This is a genomic window from Enterococcus sp. AAFC-DPL-6103, from assembly GCF_058216595.1.
In genome coordinates, this window is record NZ_CM177102.1 from 323,327 (window position 1) to 342,612 (window position 19,286).

A 19,286-nucleotide genomic window follows, 5' to 3' on the forward strand; every position below is an offset into this window, starting at 1 on the left:
TGAGAAAGGAGTTGTTAACAGATGAAAATTACGCAAAATTGGCGAGAAGAAATCAAAACAATTCCCAATGGGCTTTCGCTTTTTCGGATCGTTTTGTTGCCAATATATCTTTATTTTGTTTGGCAACGTGCCTTTTATTTGGCGGGAATAGTGATTGCTGTCTCAGGATTAACTGATTTTTTAGATGGCTACATCGCGCGTCGTTTTAACCAAGTTACCGAATTAGGAAAATTGCTAGATCCTTTATCTGACAAACTTACACAATTTGTGTTGATTTTATCAATGGCATGGTATCGACCATGGATCTGGCTATTGTTAGGATTATTTGTAATAAAAGAGGGATTTATGCTAGTTGCAGGGATAATTGGGCTGAAACATAAGGTGAAATTAAGTGGAGCCAAATGGTATGGAAAATTGGCAACAGCAGTGATTTACTTAGGTATGGTGATTTTATTAGTCTTTCCTCGATTGGCTGAAACTTGGGTAAGAGTCATTTTCAGCGTGATTGCCTTATGTTTGATGTTATCATTTATTCTATATGCATTAGAGTATCGGAAAATGTTGTGTTCGACTAAACTTAATTAGCTGTTTATAAAAAAGTTGTGGCACAAAGCGTTAAGTTTCAAACAATCAAGGTGCTTTTCCGAAAATAGTTTTCATATTTTTAAGAAAAGAAAATTTATTTTGGAGAAGTTGCTTTGGAAACACTGTTTATTCGGGGAAAAAGGCTGTGACAATATATTGTCACAGCCTTTTTTTGTGGAAAAGATTCAATAATCTTTATTTTTTGATAATCATATTGATTGCTTGTTCTAATTTTTTTGCTTGTTCTTCAGGATTGGTTTCAGGTTTTTCAAAACAATTTTTAAGATTGTCAGCAACAATCATTCCCATTACTCGATCGATACTTGAACGGACTGCGGTTAGCTGAGTGATGACGTCAATGCACTCTTGTTCATTTTCAATCATTTTTTGAATACCGCGGATTTGTCCTTCAGTCCGTTTCAGACGATTCATGATTTTTTTTGTTTCTTTGGCTTCTTTTTCCAATATGACGTCCTCCTTTGATGATAATAAATGAAATATACCTTAGGTAGGTATTTTTTGCAAATAAAAATCTTTTTTTCAAAGTGAAAAAACTATTTCTCTTGACAGTTTCGAAATCCTCCTGTTAAATATACCCCGTGAGGTATATTTGTAAAAAAGAAAAGAGGGAAGGTAATGTTTTCATTTTTTAAGGTCATTCCGACAATCACTACACAAGAATTAGCTGAAAAACTACCAACTAATCCAAAGATTGTTGATGTTCGAACAAATTCTGAATACCAAGGGGGGCATATTCGACAAGCTAAGAATCTTCCTTTGGCCCGGATTAATCATTATCGTGGGAATCAAGAAGAAACCATTTATGTGATTTGTCAATCTGGTATGCGGAGTAAACAAGCTGTTAAGAAGTTAAGAAAAGCAGGCTATCCTGCAGTGAATGTTCGTGGTGGCATGAATCAATGGCGTGGAACGAAAGTGAGAGGGAAATAAAATGAAAATTATTATTATTGGTGGTGTAGCTGGTGGGATGTCTGCTGCTACGAGATTACGACGCTTGATGGAAGAGGCGGAGATTATCGTGTTTGAAAAGGGCCCGTTTGTTTCATTTGCAAACTGTGGATTACCCTATTTTGTTTCAGGAGAAATTGATGAGCGAGAAAAATTATTAGTTCAAACACCGGAAGCTTTGGCTGCTCGTTTTCGCTTAGATGTCCGACCAAACCATGAAGTAGTGAATATTTCTCCCGAAGAGAAACAGATCGAAGTGGTAGCAAATGGGCGAAAAGAAATAGTTGCATATGATGTACTGATTTTATCACCAGGGGCAAAACCATTTGTTCCTAATATTTCGGGGATTTCGACAGCAGAAAATGTTTTTTCAATCAGAAATGTACCTGATATTGACCGAATCATGCACGCGTTGGAAGCAAAACCTAAAAATGCGGTTGTTGTTGGCGCAGGCTTCATCGGATTAGAGATGGCAGAAAATTTACAAAAGATCGGGTTGCAAGTCACGATTGTGGAGCAAGCCCCCCACGTCTTACCGACCCTTGACGAAGAGATGGCAGTCTATGTTCAACAAGAACTAGTCAAACAAGGTGTAGCGGTCTTGACGAGTCAATCAGTCGTGGGATTTGAAGAAAAAGGGAAAAAGCTTCGTTTAGCAAATGGTGAAACGTTGACTTCTGATTTGACGATTTTATCAGTTGGTGTTCAACCAGAAAGTACGTTAGCTGAAAAAGCTGGATTAAAATTGGGCTTACGTGGTGGGATCATTGTGAATGAAAACTATCAAACAAGTAACTCTTCAATTTATGCTGTGGGAGATGCAATTGTAGTCAAACAAAAAATCACTGGTGAAGATGCATTGATTTCATTGGCTTCTCCAGCCAATCGTCAAGGGAGACAAGTTGCTGATGTTATTGCTGGGTTACCGAGAACAAATCAAGGAAGTATCGGAACAGCAATTGTTCGAACGTTTGATTTAGCTGCAGGTTCAACTGGTTTAAGTGAAAAAAGTGCGAAAGCAGCTGGGTTGCCAGTGCAAGTGACACATGTGCTTGGAAAAAGTCACGCTTCTTACTATCCGGGAGCAACTGAGTTATTGTTAAAATTAATTTTTAATCCAATGACTGGTGAAATTTATGGCGCACAAGGTGTGGGAGCTACAGGAGTTGATAAGCGTCTAGATATTTTAGCAACAGCAATCAAAGGACAGCTGACGGTTTTTGATTTGCCTGAATTAGAATTGACGTACGCGCCACCGTTTGGTTCGGCAAAAGATCCAGTGAATTTATTGGGATATGCGGCGATGAATATCGTGGAAGGAGTCAGTGAGACTATACAGTGGCATGAACTTGCTACGGCATTAGAAAACGGAAAGATTCTTTTAGATGTGCGCAACGAGAATGAACTAGCTAACGGAAAATTTAAAGAAGCAATCAATATTCCTCTCAATGATTTGCGCGAGCGTTTAGATGAGTTGGATCAAAGCAAAGAATACATTGTAAGTTGCCATAGTGGGTTGCGTAGTTATCTTGCAGAGCGTATTTTGAAGCAAGCAGGGTTTTGTGTGAAAAATTTAGATGGTGCATTTGGACTGTATAAAATGGTGTTGCCAGAGGAGATTAGTTATGTATAGAAGTATTGGTCCTGCAGAATTTTATCAAGAAACAAAAAAGAAAAGTGTACCTATTATTGATGTCCGTGAATCGGTAGAGTATCAAATGGGGCATGTGCCAAATGCAGAATCGTTTCCACTAAGTGAGCTAGAATCGATCAGCTCACAATTGACCAAAGAGAAGACGTATTATGTTATCTGTCAATCAGGTGGACGTTCAGCAACTGCTTGTCATTGGTTAGCTTCAGAAGGATTTGATGTCATTAATGTGATGGGTGGAACTTCCGCTTGGCCAGACCGTTTAGTTTAGATGGAACTGAGTGACAGAACTTAGTGACTGTGAGTGATTTTAATAAATGATTTAAAGAAATAATCTGCTTGTAGCTTTGGGGACTTGGTTTTATTAGACAAATTCCATAGAGTGTTTATGTTTCTTTTTCTTGATTTGTTTTATACTAAAACGAATATTGAAGAATAAGGACGGGATCCAGACATGAAGAAATTTGTTACAAGTCTAGCAGTGACCGTTACTGCTTCGGGATTGTTTTTTTTAGCACAACCAGTCTTGGCAGAAACAACGGGAATAACACAAACAACTAGCTCGACAAGTATCGAGGAAACAGTGGCAACGAGTGAGTCACAATCAGTACCACAACCAATTGAGTCAACAGAATCAACGATTACTTCTGATGCAAACGAAACGATGACATCTTCAACACAGCGGTTCGACCCTGATTGGTTTCAAAAATTGGAAGAACGACGAAAAGAAATCGAACAGTCTTTAGAGGATGCCAAGAACAAACTGAAAGAAAATCAAGAAACGATCCATCAAGATTTGACTGAATTAAAAGAGAACGCCCAAAAAAATCATGAACAATTGGAACAAAATTTAGCTCATGCACAAGAAATTGCTGATGCGACACAAAAAGATATTGATGGAAAAATTCAAAAAGCAAAAGAGATTCAAGAACAAATCCATTCATTGGGGACAGACGCATCCACGACTTTAACTAATACACAATCAGATATTGAAGCAGCGAGTGCTGAAATTGATGCAAAAATTCAAGATGCACAAGCGGCAATTGAAGACGCAAAGGCAAAGAAAACAGATCTTGAGTCAAGTATCGGGCGAATCAAGTCGATTTTACATTCAGCTGGTTCTAACATAGAGAATCAAGACGTTTATGCAACTGATACGAAGCAAAGTGTGGAGCCTTTGGCAGCTAGCTCTACGGTAAAAGAACTACCAAAAACAAACGACGAACAATCAGTTGGGTTAGCTGTCTTAGGATTCAGTTTGATTAGTCTCACAGCTTTTTTAATGAAAAAAAGAGCCTAAACAGGTTTAGTTAGACTAAGCAGGAAGAAATTGATTCTAGTGTTTCAAACGAAAATAGGCTAAAGTAATTTAGAAAAAGGAGTTGCATCAGTAACTCCCCAACAGCACCGTTTAAGACGGTGACCAGATTTATTTAACGAAAAAATAATCGTCCTAGTTAGAGGAAGTAGACGGTTATTTTTTTTGTCTTGGTTGACTACTGCTAGGATGCCAAAAATAATCGTTGCGATTAACGAGCCGAAAACAATCATTCGCTCCAAAGCTGATCCAACAGGCGAAAAGGCTTCTCTTCTCTCTGAATGTTGGAAGTACGCACATACGCATCCCCTCACTTTTAATTGGATAACCACCATCATAAACTCTACTGTCATTTGTTGGTATACCATGTGCATTAGTAAAAAAACTTGGCTTTAAAATCATCATGGATGTTTTTTTATAGCGCATTCATTCATTTTTAGAAACGGAATAAAAGCATAGCTTTCTCAAAAATAGTAATCTATTTGAGGAGCTATGCTTTTGTTTTTTGCTAATCTGTGGAAAAGCTGTTTATCGTGTGATTACAGCGGTTCCGCTACAAGTAACCATTAACATACCATTGTCACTACCAAGAACCTCATAGTCCATTTTTACACCAATGATGGCGTTAGCACCAAGGGATTCTGCACGACGTGCCATTTCAGCTAGAGCTTCTTCTCGAGCTTGTAATAGTTCATCTTCGTAACTCTTTGAGCGTCCACCAAATACGTTCCGTAATCCTGCACCGATATCTTTAAAAACATTGATACCAGTAATCACTTCACCAAAAACGATCCCTTTATAGGCCTCGACCGTTGTTCCTTCAACACTATTTGTAGTTGTTGTAATCATATGATCACTCCTTTCATAGCAAAAGTATAACAAATTTTTTAATAAAGCGCTCTTTTTCAACTAAGGTGAGGATAAACTAAGTAAAAATTGCAACTTTGACTCGCGCTGTTTACAATGAAACTGGTGATAGAAAGAGGTGCGCACATGAAATTGAATCAAACCGATTTTCAATTATTTGATCGAGAAATATACACATTCAAACAGTTAAAAGAACAGTATTCAGCACAAGAAATCGAAGAAATCAAAGCGAAGTATAAGAAACAGTGGCAAAAATGGAAAACGTTACAGTTGGAAGTTGCAAAAGAATTGCCGGCAGAGTATGGAATGAAAAAACCAAAAGTTGAGAGTTGGACGAATGGTTGGAATTTACGAAGTCATTTTTGGAGTGCTTACCGCAGTGAAGATCGTCAGCAAGAAAATGCGTGTTTGGCTGTGTTATTAAATAAAAAACAATTTCAAGTTTATTTGATGTTTCAACATTACAAAAGTGACGAGCGAAGTGGTGGGGTAGAAGAATACAATGAATTGTTAGCTACATTATCAGAATGGAGCAAGCAAGTTGCGATCGAAAGGTATTACATTTGGCCTCAAGTAGAACACGAGTTGATTGATCACTTACCTTTGGCTACTTATTTAGCGGATACGAAAGGTCAAGAAACATTGAGAAAAGCAATGGGGGATCGTTCGTTTCAAATTGGTCGCTTGTTTTTTGAAACAGATGGTCCAGTAGAAGATCTTGTAGCGGAAACAGCCAAAGCATTAAACGAGTTAGCTCCTCTGTATTTTGCATTAAAAAAATAAACTTGTTTCTACTTTTCTAGCAAAGCTTGGGAAAAATCGCAGCAGATAGCTTATCGATTTTGCCTTTATCCCAGAACTACTTCTTTTGAAACCAAATCAAAAAGTGTTAGGAAAAGGAAGTGAGTGCGAGAACTAGCTCGTCAACTAGCGATCCAACAAACAAAAGAAACCACAGACGTAATTTGCAGAAAGTTTGTTGAATGAGAAGGATAATGTACCAGTATTTCTAGAAAAACAAGACAACTCAAAGCCAGTGACTGAGACGCTCGCGTACGCTTTTCTCTGAAGGAAAAGAACAGGTTCGCGAACGACATCCGTGATTGGACGAGAAGTGGTAAATTGTCATCCGCCAAAGAGCTTGCATATTGTTCAGCAAATCTTAGATGATTTTCGTTCAGGTATCTGTTCCGAAGTCGAATTTTAGATTGGCATGCGCGAAAAAAATCTATATTCGCTACTTTGTGTTAAAAAATGAAGTAAATAACTATCTCGGTGGTTTAGAAGTTACTCAAGATGTGACAGAAGTTCAATCACTTAGATTATTAGACTTAAACATCAATGACATAGGGTTGTAATGAGTGAAAATGCTCATTGCAGCCTTTTCTGCTTTCTTGATAGCTATCAATGTTTCCTGTCTCTTTTTTGATTATTCTGTTATTGGAAAGTAAAGGAGGAATTAGGATGAAAAGTCAAAAAATGATTTTAAGTCATAAGAAGCAATTGATGATAGTGAGTGGTAGCTTTATTATTTTAGCGCTTGCTGCTAAGTTTTTTTTGTATCAAGAAGCGTATCGTTTAAGTATGGCGATTTCTGCTGTTTTTGGGCTTCTGCCAATTGGGCTTCAAGCATATCAAGCACTTAAAGTGAAAGTTATCAGTATTGACCTGTTAGTGACGATTGCGATTTTTGGTGCGTTTGCGATTGGTGAGTACAACGAGGCTGCAATTGTTGCTTTCTTATTTTTATTCGGTCATTTTCTTGAACAAAAAACATTAGAGAGAACGCGATCGGCTATACAAAGTCTTGTTCAATTAGCCCCAACGACAGCTTGGAAATTCTTTGGAGACGCGTTGAAAAAGATCCCGATTGATGAGGTCGAGGAAGATGACTTGTTATTAGTTAAAACTGGTGCCCAAATTCCAGTAGATGGCGTAGTCATAGAAGGCGAAGGTTCAATTGACGAATCGAGCGTTACCGGTGAAGCAAAGCGAGTAGTGAAAAAAGCCAAGGATCAAGTATTTGCTGGAACGATTTTAGAAAATGGGACATTGAAAGTACAGGCAACGCGAGTCGGTGAAGAAACAACCTTTGGGAAAATCATTGAATTAGTTGAAGAAGCGCAAGACGCTAAATCGACAACTGAACGCTTTATTGATCGGTTTGCGACTTATTACACACCATTTGTGTTCATTCTTGCACTTTTAATTGGGGTGTTTTCTAAGGATATTCGTTTAGCAATCACAATTTTAGTTTTAGGATGCCCAGGAGCGTTAATCATTGGTGTTCCAGTGTCCAATGTTGCTGGGATTGGTAACGGTGCAAAAAACGGTGTGCTGGTCAAAGGTAGCGAAGTAATGCAGGCATTTAATCGAGTAGATACCATGGTTTTCGATAAAACAGGAACGTTAACTAATGGAAAACCAAGTGTTTCAAGTATCAAGTCTTATGGTCGATCAGCGACAAATATTCTACCACTCGTAGCTAGAATCGAACAAGAGTCGGATCATCCCTTGGGGCAGGCAATTGTAAAGTATGTGGAAAAACAAGTAGAAAATATTGAACAATACCAAGTAACAGATACCACTGTGATCAAAGGAAAAGGAATTATTGCAACAATAGCAGGAGAAAAGCTATTTATAGGTAATCGCCAATTGTTAAGCGATCAAGACATCTCTTTGACAGAAGCTGAATCGGATGAGCAACGACTACAAGAAGAAGGGGATTCTTTAGTATTTGTAGCAACAGAAAATAAAGTCGTCTTACTGATTGGAATCAAAGATCAACTTCGTGAGGGAGTCAAAGAAACTTTACAGAGTCTGCAAGAAAAAGGAATCAAACGACTAGTGATGTTATCTGGTGATAATCAACTGACTGCTGAAAGTGTAGGGAAAGAAATTGGTCTCTCGGAAATACATGGAAATTTATTACCAGAAGACAAAGCAACCTACATCAAAAAATTACAAGAAAAGGGTCAAGTCGTTGCTTTTGTTGGCGATGGAATCAATGACAGTCCTTCTTTGGCAATTGCAGACATTGGAATTGCAATGGGAAATGGGACAGATGTTGCGGTGGAAACGTCTGATATCGTTTTGATGCAATCTGATTTTAAAAAATTGATTTATGCGTATGATTTAACCAAAAAATCAGTTTTGAATATGAAAGAAAATATTGGAATTGCGTTAGGCACAGTTTTACTTTTACTGATTGGACTGATTTTTGGCTATGTCTATATGGCAAGCGGGATGTTATTTCATGAGTTAAGTATTTTACTAGTTGTTTTCAATGGAATGCGTTTATTATCTTATCGTCAAAAAAAGAAAAAACTTGATAGAAATCAATTATTTAAAGAAACAGAGGAATTAAACTAAAAGTGTAGTGAAAGGGAGGAATCTATCATGAAAAAAGTAATTATCCAATTAGGGACATTAACTTGTCCGTCTTGCATGCAAAAAATCGAACAAGGACTTAGTCAACAAACCGGTGTTGAAAAAGTAACAGTTTTGTTTAATGCCAGCAAAGTAAAAGTTGAAATAAATGAAAAGGATATTCAACCAGAAGACCTAAGCAAAAAGATCGAAGCATTAGGTTATAACGTCGAAGGAATGAAAGTAAAGGAGTTAGCATAAGATGAACTCAATCCAAAAATATGAACAAGAAAAAATCCAAAGTGAACAAGATCATCATACGCCTACCGCTGCAGCGATGATTAGTCATATTTTATCTAACTTAGTTATTCATCGTATAAAACTTAAACAAACAAGAGCATACCTTAAAGGAAATCAACGTGGTTATTTAGAAACCAAGTTACCGACAATCATTTTCAAAGAAGATGAGTTGTTTGACGAATTAAGTCAGTTGGTATTAGATGAAGGAGAACTCATTCCAACAACGACTGCTGAATTTGTCGATTATGCCATGATTAAGGAGAGTGGGCAGTTGAAATATGATTCTCCTGAAAAAATGTTGACTGAGATGGTCACTGATTTTGCTACTCAAAATTTATTTGTTACTCGTGGAATTGTTTTGGCGGAAAAAGAAGGTAAATATGGATTAGCAAAATATCTCAAAGAATTATATGCTTGGCTTAATCACCAATTGTATACTTGGCAAAGTTATTTAGGAAAAGATATTCAAGAAGGATTAATGGAGGAAGAATAAGGAGGGGGTTACGTGGATCATCAACATTTGTGTGTCTCAGTCGTGCCATTGTTCAATCATCTGGCAGAAGCAGAACAGCAAAAAATCCATGAATTAGTGAGCCATCGAAAGTTTAAGAAAGGTGAACAAATCTTTTCGCCAGCTGATGATGCTCAATTAGTGATTGTTGCTCATGGAAAGTTGAAAGTGTATCAGCTTTCTTCTAGTGGCAAGGAGCAGTTATTGCGTGTTGCTTTGCCAGGAAGTTATGAGGGAGAGAGCCAATTGTTTGGTGTTCCCAATGATTCCTTATTTGCTGAAGCATTGGAGCCCACAGAAATTTGCTTGTTAAGACAACGAGATTTTTCAAATCTATTACTTCATTATCCAGCATTAAGTTTGAAATTGTTAGAAATTAATGCAGTCAAAATGGCGAAGATTGAGCAACAAACACAATTTTTAATGATGGAAAAAGTGGAAGAACGTTTAGCTACGTATTTGCTTGATCTGTTTCAGGTAGAAGAAAATCCGCAATTGACACTACCAATGAAAATGAAAGAATTGGCTGCCTTTTTGGGAACTACGCCTGAAACGTTATCTAGGAAATTCAAGTTATTGGAGAAACAACAACTCATTCAACGAAAGGGACGAAACGTTGAATTGATGGATATAGAGGGATTAGAAGATCTATAAGATAGGTGCTGAAAAAAGAGGTTGTGGCGCAAAGCAATCAGCGCCGAAAAGATAGCTTACATTTATTTCAAAATAGTATTTTATATTTTGAAATAAATGTAAGCTAGAATGAGAAGGCGCTTCTTGAATACCATTTAATCGTAAAAAGGAGGTATGACAAGATTTTTGTCATACCTCCTTTTTTTAACCGATAATCAAATCTCTTTGACGATAACCAAGAAAACCTAAGAAAATCATGCCTATACTAATGAACATTATCGTGCTAAACGTGGGAAAATCAAATGTTTCCGTTGGTAACTTTGGAAGCCAACTTTGGATAGCTGTTTTGGCAAACCAATCAGGTAAATTCAAAATACCACCGAAGTAATTCAACATAAATGAATAACCTAAATAGATGTAACTAATTTTACCAAGCTTGGGTACCCAACCTAAGAATAATCCAGTTAACCCAATGAAAAATAAAATTGTTGGGAAAAGATTAAAGCCTGCTGCAAAAAAAATAGACAATGTCATAGATGTTTTAGCAGCCATGACAGACAATGCTGTCATACCGAGGGCGCCTGCGCTCAATAGAGTTGCTACTCCGCCAACAAGTACAGCTAGACTAATTGTAGTCCAATAAAACGTACTACGAGAAGTCTTAGTTGAAAACAATTGATCCAGATGGCCACGAGCTTCTTCTGAGAATAATTTATTCGTTATCGCAATAGGTAAAATAGCGGAAAGACAAATCAGTACCATGATAATCGTACTAGTAAATGACTCTTCTATAGAAGAACCTGATTGCATAAACATGTGTTTCATTAACTCATTACTTTCTAAAAAATCTTGCATATCTCCGTAAATCGAACCATAAGCAGCCCCCATGATAACAATGGCTACGAACCAACTAATGATTACTCCACGATTTAGCCGTAAAAATAACCATGGAACAGACAATAACGACTGTTTTGCTGTTGCATTTCCTTCGCTTTCTGGAAAATAACCAGAATTCAAATCACGATGCTCTTCTAATAAATTGGCACAAATACAAACTACAATACTAAATAAGAACAGATAAAGAAGTGGTTTCCAGTTATTTTTAGTAAAAGGAAACGTTAAATAAGTCCAGCTCAAGGGATTCAGCATGGACAAGTTGTTGTTGCTGACATCACTCCATGCTCTTAGTAAGTACATCACTCCTACTAGTGAAAGTGATGCGCCAGTTGCACTTGATGAAACCGGCATTACCTGAGCGAAAAATAAAGCAATTCCGCCACCTAAAAAACCAGCAGCTCCAACTGAAAAGCCAAATAGCAAAGAGCCCTCTACTGTTATAGAAGAAGCTTGAAAAGCAATCATCATTCCGCTGGTCAATCCTGCTAGTAACAAATTGATTAATAGCGTTTCAGTTAAAACAGCAAATGAATTGGCTTGGCGGCCAACTCTGAAGGAGCGAATCAATTCTGCTAAGCCAAGATCTTCTTCTTTTCTTGTATGACTGACTACATGTAAGATAGACAACACAACTGCAAATAACCCGCAGAAAAGTAACATTTCGTTCGCATACATCGCACCTAGTGTGTAATCAGCTGCTGAATGGACAGGTGAAGGACCGACCATGGAAACCATCGCTGGATTTTGCATCGTTTCGTACATTCCAGCTAAGCCATTTCCCTTTGCAATTTCTTCAAAGGCTGGAACATAGGCACCAGAAAATAAGCCTAATCCAATGACCCAAAAACTTATTTTTTTCCAGTCACGCCTGAGATATTGTAAAAAAAGAACAGACCAACGTGAAAATCGTTTATTCATAATAAAAAACCTCCCAGTGACTTAATTTTCATAATGACGCATAAATAAGTCTTCGAGTGTTGGTGGAATAGACTCAAATTTTTTTACTCCTAGTTTTGTAGCGGCAAGTAAAATTTCATTGAGTTGTTCGGTATCCGCAGAAAAATGTGCTTGATTTTCTTTTTGAACAAAGTCGTAAACGCCAGACAAACTTGCGAGGGCTGCGACATCACCTTGTGTTTCAATAGTGATCGTCGAGCGAGTCAAGTGTCTTAATTCGGCTAATGAACCCTCTTCGACAACCTTTCCTTTCCGGATAATAACAATCTTATCTGCCAAACGTTCCACTTCACTGAGAATATGTGAAGAAAGCAAAATTGCTTTCCCAGCCTGTTTGATTTTTTCGACTTCTTCTTGAAATATTGCTTCCATTAACGGATCCAGACCTGAAGTTGGTTCGTCAAATAGATACAAATCAGATTCTACTGACAATGCCGCAATCAATCCAACTTTTTGCCGATTCCCTTTTGAATAGTTTTTGGCTTTCTTCTTAGGATCTAATTCAAAACGCGTAATCAATTCATCACGTTTTTCTTTGTTGCCGTTTCCATGTAATTTCATAAATAAATCAATAATTTCGCCACCAGTCAAATTCCCCCACAAAGCAACATCTCCTGGAACATACGAAAGACGTTCATGGATGGCAAGACTTTCTTTAAACACATCTTTACCAAAAATTTCAGCTTGTCCACCATCTTTCCGAATGATTCCTAACAATGTTTTGATAGTGGTCGATTTTCCTGCCCCATTTGGACCAATAAAACCAACAACTTCACCAGCGTTCACAGAAAAAGACACATCTGTTAGTGCATCAAATTTTCCAAACTTTTTTTGTAGATGCTGTACCTTAACAACTTCGGACATTCCCAACTCACTCCTTCCATCTTCTACTGCAGGTCAATGTTTGGTTCGCTGCAATGAATCTTGTCACTGATAATATTCCTTTTGTTTTTTACTGTCAATGAAAATCATTGTACAAATAAAACTGAAATGCTGTTGTTGGTTTAATTTTTTGGGTGTATAATACCTTTGCTTATAGAAATGAACTATTTAAGGTAGCAAAGTTTAAAAAAGAGGCTAGTAGAATGAATGGTTTTGAAAAAAGAACAGAAGAAAAAAAGAAACAAATTGTTGAAGCAACATTCGATATAATCAACTCTGAAAATGGTTTGGCAGCTTTAACGATCGATGAAGTAATCGCTAGGGCATCTGTCAGTAAAGCGACAGTTTTTAAGTATTTTGGGAACAAAGAAGCGTTGATTTACCAAGTGTTCTTTGAATTTATGGACGAGTTGAAAGATTCAGCAAAGCGAATTATGGAACAAAATCTTTCGTTTGAAGAAACGTTAATCAAGATGAGTGAAAATAAAATCAATTATTTAAAACAAGTGGATCAACAATTTTATCTTGATTTGATGGCTTATTATACGAAAAAAAGTAACCAACGATTTTCAGAAATGATGGACGAATATACGAAAGAGAGTTTAGACATGATGTTGGATCTTTTTCATCGTGGCAGAAAAGAAGGAAAAGTGGACTTAAAATATTCAGATGAATTTTTGTTGCTGTACTTCCAAGCGATGATCGAAGGGATTTCTAAGCCTGCTATTTACAGTAAATTATTACCTTACACAGCGGAGTGTACGGAGTTATTATTAAAGGGAATCTCTCCTAGTAATTAAAATTGGTATAGATTGATTTTGGTGTATGCTTATTACTACAGTAGAATAAAAATTTACTCTTAAGTATGGAAATTGGTAGATAAGAAATGATTTTTCTTGTTCAATCAAATTTTCATGCTTTTTTTTATTTGAAATGGTATACTTTCTTTTGTTGGTTTTTTCATGAAAATTTTCTATGAGCGGAAATCAATAATAATTTAGACTAGATCAGGTAAATAAATGGTCTTGTTTTTTGGAGGAAGAGAATGAAAGCATACATGCAAAAGATGGGTCGCTCATTAATGCTACCTGTCGCAGTTTTACCAGCGGCATCACTTTTAGTAGGGATTGCGAATTGGCTCGTAGGGATGGGTATCAGTAATGCAGGAACAACTTTTTTGATGAATGCTGGGTTAGCCATTTTAAATCACTTGGCATTACTATTTGCTGTTGGTTTAGCGTTGGGAATGTCTAAAGATAAGGATGGATCAGCCGCTTTAGCTGGTTTAGTCGCTTATTTAGTTCCGCAAACTGTTTTAGCGCCACTGTCTGTTCAAGGGTTATTTGGCATAACCAATCTTGCTGACGTCAATCCGGCGTTCAATAGCATGGATAATAATGTTTTTGTGGGAATCGTGGCTGGCTTAGTAGCTGCTGAAATGTACAATCGTTTTAGTCAAGTCAAATTACCCATGGCTTTATCATTTTTTAGTGGGAAGCGGCTGGTTCCAATTATGTCGGCATTAGGAATGCTTCTAATTTCGGCTATTCTATTATTCATTTGGCCGAGCGTATATGATGTGTTAGTTGCACTTGGGAAAGGAATTTCTGGATTAGGATTTATTGGCGCTGGCTTATACGGTTTGTTTAATCGTTTATTGATTCCAACGGGTTTACATCATGCGTTGAATTCAGTTTTTTGGTTTGACGTAGCTGGAATTAATGACATTGGAAACTTCTTAGCTGGTCAACAAGCGTTGGATACTGGCAAAGCAATTATTGGACAAACTGGGATGTATCAAGCAGGATTTTTCCCTGTGATGATGTTTGGTTTACCTGCTGGAGCGTTTGCTATTTATCAAAGCGCTCGTCCTGAAAAGAAAAAGCAAACTGCTTCGCTAATGCTTGCAGCAGGCTTTGCTTCATTTTTTACTGGTGTAACAGAACCATTAGAATTTTCATTTATGTTTGTTGCTTGGCCGTTGTATGTTTTACATGCTATTTTTACGGGTATCTCATTAGCAGTTAGTGCCTTTTTCCATTGGACAGCTGGTTTTGCGTTTAGTGCAGGATTTGTTGATTACTTCTTGTCATTGAAAAATCCAGTAGCAAATCAACCTTTGATGTTGCTTGTACAGGGAGCTGTGTTTGCAGTTATTTATTATTTTGGTTTTCGATTTGCTATTCAAAAGTTCAACTTGATGACTCCGGGAAGAGAAGCCGGTACTGGAGAAGAAACGCCAGAAGTTGCCACGGGAGAAGATAAGTTTTCGCACTTAGCAACTGAAATTTATCTAGCGCTTGGCGGCATCGAAAACGTTCAAGTAATCGATAATTGTACAACTCGTTTGCGTTTACAAGTAAAAGATACTAGCCAAGTGAATCAAGAAAAAATCAAAGCAACTGGTGTCCCAGGAGTTAACGTAATTGATGATACAAATATTCAAGTTATTGTTGGGACTGAAGTACAATTTGTTGCTGATGAAATGAGTAAATTACATGGACAACCAGGGAGTTTCAAGTCGGCAAACGAATCGAGCCAACCCACTGAGATGAAAACACCAGTTGTTAAGGAAGTTACAAAAACAACTGAACTTTATGCTGTAGCAAATGGAAAATTGATTCCAATTAGTGAAGTTGCAGATACAGTTTTCTCGGAAAAAATGATGGGAGATGGCTTTGCGGTTATCCCGACCTCAGGAGAAATTTTCGCACCGGTTTCTGGAACAATCGCAAGTATTTTTCCAACAAAACATGCTGTTGGTATCAAGACGGATAGTGGTGTTGAAGTATTGCTTCATATGGGAATCAACACGGTTGACTTAAAAGGAGAACCATTTACGATCTATGTCGAAGAAGGGCAACGCATTGCGCGTGGGCAACTAATCGCAGAAGTGGATCTGGCCATGTTAGCAGTGAATGAGAAAAAAACTGATATGATTGTTGTTTTCACCAATAAAGAGGCAATTAAAACAATAGCAATAGATACTGTAACTTCTGTTCATGGCAATGAAATTATCGGAAAAGTGGAAGCAAAATAAAAAAAAGAAGCTGGGATGTTAATCCCAGCTTCTTTTTTGACTAATTTTATATTTAGCTTAATCCGCGAGCTTGTTTATCCACAACGGAAGGCACATTGATGAACTGCTCTAAGACTTTATTTTGACCTGAAAGTTCAGATTCAAAGCGAATACCATCAATGTTGATCCGTGCTTGACGGTAATAGTTTGCACCCAATTGCCCCCAAGAAGGCGTAGACGCATCTACGTTACAGAAAATTGAAAAGCCTTGCGATTTTAAGTAATCAAATTTTTGGTTTTCAGCTGTATAGTCGTGCCAATCACTGATGTCTGCACCAAAAGGATAAATCAACATCGTTGTTTTTCCTAAGATTGGAGCGACTTCTGTTTGCCAAAGTTCATTGTCACGTTTTACATCTTCTAGAGAAGCATTTGTCATATTCAGATGACCCCAAGTGTGAGAAGCGAAGGTCCAGCCATCTTTTTTCAATTGTTCAGCAACTTTTGTCGCTTTTTTGATTTCTGTGTTCGTTTTCTCATTATCCCCGTATTCGGATTTGGAAGTTCGATAACCAAGCACGCCATTGTAGCCAGTTAATGCCAGCGTGCCCTTCGCTCCTTGATAAGAAAAATCAGGATGTTCTTCGACAAATGTATCAATCAAGGGAACCATATCAAAATCACCGATTTGTTCTTTTTTGTTATTAACATACACATTCTTCACTTTGTCCTTATCAATGACCAATTTGTCAGGAAAGCCTGAATCTTTCATGTATTCATAGTAACTGACATCATCTTCTGAAAGGACGAGTGGTTTTTTATCTTTAGGCAAAGAAACGCCTACAAAGGAAACATTTCCTTGATCATCAATCGTAACTAAGTCTGGTAAGTTGACTAAAACATAATTATTTTTATAAAGCTGTTCGATTGTTTTGTTGAATTCAGGGATTGTCACCATGTATTCTTTGTAGCCTTGTGCTTGTTGTGATTGGAATGCTTTAGCTGGATCAACAATCAAGCTATGGAAAAACAAATGAGAGATTTTTGTTGGATCATCCCATTTGACTAATTGTTCTTTTTCTTTTTTGATGGTTTGAAGGAGCTCCTTCGCTTCAGTGGAATGCGCGTCAGCTAATTGCTTGATCGCTTCGTCATAATGATAACTTTTGACTAATTGTTGTGCTTTACTCAGTTTTTTATCATCGGAATTGGCAGTTGTTGGTTGGCTTTCGGTTGACTGTTCAGCCGTCGTTGAAGAAACTGACTTTTCATTAGAAGTTGCATGAATAATCAAAAATAAGCTGAAGATTGAAATTAGTACTGTTATACCAGCAGTGACGCCAAGAATTTTTCTTTGTTTTGGTTCCATTAACTTATACCCCTACCTTTACACTTTTACTCAAATAATAGAATAACTTTGTTTCTTTTATTGTAACGAAGACAGGAAAGAAGTAAAAGTGATACGCTGATTTATGAGAAAATCAGCTATTTTTTTCATCAACTCTAAGAGAAAAAATAATATGTTATAAAATTGTCTATAAAACTAATCAAATGTGGGCTTGAACACTTTATTTTTTTGTTTTTTAGTTATTTAATAAAAAAATATTTGTTTTGTGTTGACAAAGAAAAAAACGGGCTCTATGATAGACACATGTTAATAGATAACAAGACGAAGAACGAAACGAAGTAGTGATTAAGGTCGATGTTTCAGAAAGCTAGTGGTTGCTGCGAACTAGCACATGCCTTAAAACGAATTACATTTCAGGAGTCTTTGACAATTTTTTGTCACGCGACAGCGTTAGATGTTTGAGAGATATGTTCTTAAAGAGCATATAATTTGGGTGGTACCGCGAATTTTCGTCCCTTGACTAGTTATTAGTCAAGGGACTTTTTTTGTTCACTCAAAAAAGTTTTACTAATTTTACGAATGCTAGCAGGTTCCTGCTTTCATAAAAACTATACGGAGGTCAATATAATGAATATTATTGATGAATTAACTTGGCGTGATGCCATTAATCAACAAACAAACGAAGAAAGACTTCGCGAACTCGTTGAAGAGAAGAGTATTTCACTTTATTGTGGCGTTGATCCGACAGGCGATTCTATGCATATCGGACATTTGATTCCCTTTATGATGATGAAAAGATTTCAATTGGCAGGCCATCATCCATATATTCTTATTGGTGGTGGAACAGGAACAATTGGTGATCCAAGTGGACGACAAACAGAGCGTGTTTTACAAACAATGGAACAAGTACAACATAATGTGGATGCACTTTCAGCACAAATGGGTAAATTATTTGGCGCAGATGCAAATATCACATTTGTAAACAACTACGACTGGTTATCAAAAATTTCTTTACTAGAATTTTTGAGAGATTACGGTAAAAACTTCAACATTAATACGATGTTGGCAAAAGATATCGTTGCAAGTCGTTTAGAAGTAGGAATTTCATTTACTGAATTCACTTACCAAATCCTTCAATCAATTGATTTCTTGCACTTGCACAAAACATTTGATGTGCAATTACAAATCGGCGGCGCTGACCAATGGGGAAATATTACTGCTGGTTTAGATTTGATCCGTAAACTAGAAGGTCCTGAGGCAGAAGCCTTTGGACTAACGATTCCATTAATGCTAAAAGCAGATGGAACAAAATTCGGGAAAACAGCTGGTGGCGCAATCTGGCTAGATCCTAAGAAAACATCACCATTCGAATTCTACCAATTCTGGTTGAACCAAGATGATCGTGATGTTGTAAAATACTTGAAATTCTTCACATTCTTAACAGAAGAAGAAATCAATGACTTAGCTAAAAAAGTTGAAACTGAACCTGAAAAACGTGAAGCACAAAAACGTTTAGCAGAAGAAGTAACTGCTTTTGTTCATAGTAAAGAAGACTTGAAAGAAGCGCAAAAAATAACAGCAGCTTTGTTCTCAGGAAATATTAAAGAACTAAACGCTGAAGAAATCGCGCAAGGCTTTGGTAAAATGCCAAACGTTGACATTTCAAGTACACCTGAAAATATCGTGGAACTACTTGTTTCAACAAAAATTGAACCATCAAAACGTCAAGCACGAGAAGATGTTTCAAACGGAGCTATTAGTATTAACGGTGACCGTGTTACCGATTTAAATTTTGTCGTAAATCCATCTGATGAATTCGATGGTAAGTTTGTGGTTATTCGAAAAGGTAAGAAAAATTACTTTTTGGCCAAAGTAGTTGATTAGAATTTAGTAATTTTTTGCCTTGAAAAAGGGAAGCTCTATTACAAGATTCAAACTTTTGAAACCCATCCTAAAAGGGAACGACGGTTGTCGTTAATA

At 37.0% G+C, this 19,286-nt stretch carries 19 protein-coding genes, 1 pseudogene and 1 other annotated feature; of the genes and pseudogenes, 14 read left to right on the forward strand and 6 right to left on the reverse strand.

What is annotated here, in order from left to right:
• Positions 1–21 precede the first annotated feature (21 nt).
• Positions 22–585 carry a CDP-alcohol phosphatidyltransferase family protein gene (locus AC4BC3_RS01590; RefSeq protein WP_490466788.1) on the forward strand — a complete coding sequence of 188 codons (564 nt, stop codon included), beginning with the start codon at positions 22–24 and terminating at the stop codon, positions 583–585.
• Between the two features lie 195 nt (positions 586–780).
• On the opposite strand, the gene AC4BC3_RS01595 is transcribed toward AC4BC3_RS01590, so the two are convergent.
• Entirely contained in the window at positions 781–1,017 is a 237-nt protein-coding gene (locus AC4BC3_RS01595; protein WP_206909448.1) for a metal-sensitive transcriptional regulator, read from the reverse strand.
• A gap of 204 nt (positions 1,018–1,221) precedes the next feature.
• Between AC4BC3_RS01595 and AC4BC3_RS01600 the strand changes: the two genes are divergently transcribed.
• From AC4BC3_RS01600 to AC4BC3_RS01615, 4 genes are all read left to right on the forward strand, one after another.
• Positions 1,222–1,536 carry a rhodanese-like domain-containing protein gene (locus tag AC4BC3_RS01600; protein ID WP_490466789.1) on the forward strand — a complete coding sequence of 105 codons (315 nt, stop codon included), beginning with the start codon at positions 1,222–1,224 and terminating at the stop codon, positions 1,534–1,536.
• A 1-nt stretch (position 1,537) separates the two neighbouring features.
• Positions 1,538–3,187: an FAD-dependent oxidoreductase gene (locus AC4BC3_RS01605; RefSeq protein ID WP_490466790.1), complete on the forward strand. Its 1,650-nt coding sequence runs from the start codon at positions 1,538–1,540 to the stop codon at positions 3,185–3,187.
• On the forward strand, positions 3,180–3,476 hold the full coding sequence (locus AC4BC3_RS01610; RefSeq protein WP_490466791.1) for a rhodanese-like domain-containing protein: 297 nt from the start codon (positions 3,180–3,182) through the stop codon (positions 3,474–3,476). The genes AC4BC3_RS01605 and AC4BC3_RS01610 overlap by 8 nt, the downstream gene beginning before the upstream one ends.
• A gap of 183 nt (positions 3,477–3,659) precedes the next feature.
• Complete coding sequence (locus tag AC4BC3_RS01615) at positions 3,660–4,505, forward strand: LPXTG cell wall anchor domain-containing protein (RefSeq protein ID WP_490466792.1); 846 nt, start codon at positions 3,660–3,662, stop codon at positions 4,503–4,505.
• Between the two features lie 59 nt (positions 4,506–4,564).
• Here the strand turns inward: AC4BC3_RS01615 and AC4BC3_RS01620 are convergent, their stop codons facing one another.
• Both AC4BC3_RS01620 and AC4BC3_RS01625 read right to left on the reverse strand, forming a co-directional pair.
• Positions 4,565–4,876: a hypothetical protein gene (locus AC4BC3_RS01620; protein ID WP_242589926.1), complete on the reverse strand. Its 312-nt coding sequence runs from the start codon at positions 4,874–4,876 to the stop codon at positions 4,565–4,567.
• A 175-nt stretch (positions 4,877–5,051) separates the two neighbouring features.
• Positions 5,052–5,372 (reverse strand): putative heavy metal-binding protein, encoded by a 321-nt coding sequence (locus AC4BC3_RS01625; protein ID WP_206909316.1) that lies wholly within the window; start codon positions 5,370–5,372, stop codon positions 5,052–5,054.
• Between the two features lie 144 nt (positions 5,373–5,516).
• Here AC4BC3_RS01625 and AC4BC3_RS01630 point away from each other — a divergent pair, with 144 nt between their 5' ends.
• The 6 genes and pseudogenes from AC4BC3_RS01630 to AC4BC3_RS01655 all read left to right on the forward strand — a co-directional run bounded on the left by AC4BC3_RS01630 (position 5,517) and on the right by AC4BC3_RS01655 (position 10,224).
• A complete protein-coding gene (locus AC4BC3_RS01630; RefSeq protein ID WP_490466793.1) occupies positions 5,517–6,173 on the forward strand; it encodes an HI_0552 family protein in 657 nt (218 codons plus the stop codon).
• 286 nt (positions 6,174–6,459) lie between these two features.
• Positions 6,460–6,748, forward strand: a pseudogene (locus AC4BC3_RS01635) (PAS domain-containing protein); the annotation flags it as partial.
• A 106-nt stretch (positions 6,749–6,854) separates the two neighbouring features.
• Positions 6,855–8,762 (forward strand): heavy metal translocating P-type ATPase, encoded by a 1,908-nt coding sequence (locus AC4BC3_RS01640; RefSeq protein ID WP_490466794.1) that lies wholly within the window; start codon positions 6,855–6,857, stop codon positions 8,760–8,762.
• A gap of 27 nt (positions 8,763–8,789) precedes the next feature.
• On the forward strand, positions 8,790–9,020 hold the full coding sequence (locus tag AC4BC3_RS01645) for a heavy-metal-associated domain-containing protein (RefSeq protein ID WP_206909312.1): 231 nt from the start codon (positions 8,790–8,792) through the stop codon (positions 9,018–9,020).
• A 1-nt stretch (position 9,021) separates the two neighbouring features.
• Positions 9,022–9,552 carry a ferritin-like domain-containing protein gene (locus AC4BC3_RS01650; protein ID WP_206909311.1) on the forward strand — a complete coding sequence of 177 codons (531 nt, stop codon included), beginning with the start codon at positions 9,022–9,024 and terminating at the stop codon, positions 9,550–9,552.
• A gap of 12 nt (positions 9,553–9,564) precedes the next feature.
• Positions 9,565–10,224 (forward strand): Crp/Fnr family transcriptional regulator, encoded by a 660-nt coding sequence (locus AC4BC3_RS01655; RefSeq protein WP_490466795.1) that lies wholly within the window; start codon positions 9,565–9,567, stop codon positions 10,222–10,224.
• Between the two features lie 183 nt (positions 10,225–10,407).
• Here the strand turns inward: AC4BC3_RS01655 and AC4BC3_RS01660 are convergent, their stop codons facing one another.
• Together AC4BC3_RS01660 and AC4BC3_RS01665 are read right to left on the reverse strand one after the other, a co-directional pair.
• Positions 10,408–12,018, reverse strand: coding sequence for an ABC transporter permease (locus AC4BC3_RS01660; RefSeq protein ID WP_490466796.1), 1,611 nt, complete (start codon positions 12,016–12,018; stop codon positions 10,408–10,410).
• 21 nt (positions 12,019–12,039) lie between these two features.
• Positions 12,040–12,921: an ABC transporter ATP-binding protein gene (locus tag AC4BC3_RS01665; protein ID WP_490466797.1), complete on the reverse strand. Its 882-nt coding sequence runs from the start codon at positions 12,919–12,921 to the stop codon at positions 12,040–12,042.
• Between the two features lie 221 nt (positions 12,922–13,142).
• Between AC4BC3_RS01665 and AC4BC3_RS01670 the strand changes: the two genes are divergently transcribed.
• The gene (locus AC4BC3_RS01670; RefSeq protein WP_206911095.1) at positions 13,143–13,739 is read left to right on the forward strand and encodes a TetR/AcrR family transcriptional regulator; all 597 of its coding nucleotides are present in this window, start codon (positions 13,143–13,145) and stop codon (positions 13,737–13,739) included.
• 245 nt (positions 13,740–13,984) lie between these two features.
• Entirely contained in the window at positions 13,985–15,979 is a 1,995-nt protein-coding gene (gene nagE / locus AC4BC3_RS01675; protein WP_206911094.1) for an N-acetylglucosamine-specific PTS transporter subunit IIBC, read from the forward strand.
• A 52-nt stretch (positions 15,980–16,031) separates the two neighbouring features.
• Here nagE and AC4BC3_RS01680 read toward each other — a convergent pair whose 3' ends face one another.
• Positions 16,032–17,327 carry a polysaccharide deacetylase family protein gene (locus AC4BC3_RS01680; protein ID WP_490466798.1) on the reverse strand — a complete coding sequence of 432 codons (1,296 nt, stop codon included), beginning with the start codon at positions 17,325–17,327 and terminating at the stop codon, positions 16,032–16,034.
• Positions 17,328–17,621: 294 nt separating this feature from the next.
• Positions 17,622–17,826 (forward strand) — a binding site (T-box leader).
• 107 nt (positions 17,827–17,933) lie between these two features.
• Between AC4BC3_RS01680 and tyrS the strand changes: the two genes are divergently transcribed.
• Positions 17,934–19,190, forward strand: a complete 1,257-nt coding sequence (tyrS, locus tag AC4BC3_RS01685) for a tyrosine--tRNA ligase (RefSeq protein ID WP_490466799.1) — start codon at positions 17,934–17,936, stop codon at positions 19,188–19,190.
• Positions 19,191–19,286 lie beyond the last annotated feature (96 nt).

Bases quoted from the DNA above. Each gene is read 5' to 3' on its own strand.
- AC4BC3_RS01590 (WP_490466788.1), top strand. From the start codon at position 22: ATGAAAATTACGCAAAATTGGCGAGAAGAAATCAAAACAATTCCCAAT.
- AC4BC3_RS01595 (WP_206909448.1), bottom strand. From the start codon at position 1,017: ATGAATCGTCTGAAACGGACTGAAGGACAAATCCGCGGTATTCAAAAA.
- AC4BC3_RS01600 (WP_490466789.1), top strand. From the start codon at position 1,222: ATGTTTTCATTTTTTAAGGTCATTCCGACAATCACTACACAAGAATTA.
- AC4BC3_RS01605 (WP_490466790.1), top strand. From the start codon at position 1,538: ATGAAAATTATTATTATTGGTGGTGTAGCTGGTGGGATGTCTGCTGCT.
- AC4BC3_RS01610 (WP_490466791.1), top strand. From the start codon at position 3,180: ATGTATAGAAGTATTGGTCCTGCAGAATTTTATCAAGAAACAAAAAAG.
- AC4BC3_RS01615 (WP_490466792.1), top strand. From the start codon at position 3,660: ATGAAGAAATTTGTTACAAGTCTAGCAGTGACCGTTACTGCTTCGGGA.
- AC4BC3_RS01620 (WP_242589926.1), bottom strand. From the start codon at position 4,876: ATGACAGTAGAGTTTATGATGGTGGTTATCCAATTAAAAGTGAGGGGA.
- AC4BC3_RS01625 (WP_206909316.1), bottom strand. From the start codon at position 5,372: ATGATTACAACAACTACAAATAGTGTTGAAGGAACAACGGTCGAGGCC.
- AC4BC3_RS01630 (WP_490466793.1), top strand. From the start codon at position 5,517: ATGAAATTGAATCAAACCGATTTTCAATTATTTGATCGAGAAATATAC.
- AC4BC3_RS01640 (WP_490466794.1), top strand. From the start codon at position 6,855: ATGAAAAGTCAAAAAATGATTTTAAGTCATAAGAAGCAATTGATGATA.
- AC4BC3_RS01645 (WP_206909312.1), top strand. From the start codon at position 8,790: ATGAAAAAAGTAATTATCCAATTAGGGACATTAACTTGTCCGTCTTGC.
- AC4BC3_RS01650 (WP_206909311.1), top strand. From the start codon at position 9,022: ATGAACTCAATCCAAAAATATGAACAAGAAAAAATCCAAAGTGAACAA.
- AC4BC3_RS01660 (WP_490466796.1), bottom strand. From the start codon at position 12,018: ATGAATAAACGATTTTCACGTTGGTCTGTTCTTTTTTTACAATATCTC.
- AC4BC3_RS01665 (WP_490466797.1), bottom strand. From the start codon at position 12,921: ATGTCCGAAGTTGTTAAGGTACAGCATCTACAAAAAAAGTTTGGAAAA.
- AC4BC3_RS01670 (WP_206911095.1), top strand. From the start codon at position 13,143: ATGAATGGTTTTGAAAAAAGAACAGAAGAAAAAAAGAAACAAATTGTT.
- nagE (WP_206911094.1), top strand. From the start codon at position 13,985: ATGAAAGCATACATGCAAAAGATGGGTCGCTCATTAATGCTACCTGTC.
- AC4BC3_RS01680 (WP_490466798.1), bottom strand. From the start codon at position 17,327: ATGGAACCAAAACAAAGAAAAATTCTTGGCGTCACTGCTGGTATAACA.
- tyrS (WP_490466799.1), top strand. From the start codon at position 17,934: ATGAATATTATTGATGAATTAACTTGGCGTGATGCCATTAATCAACAA.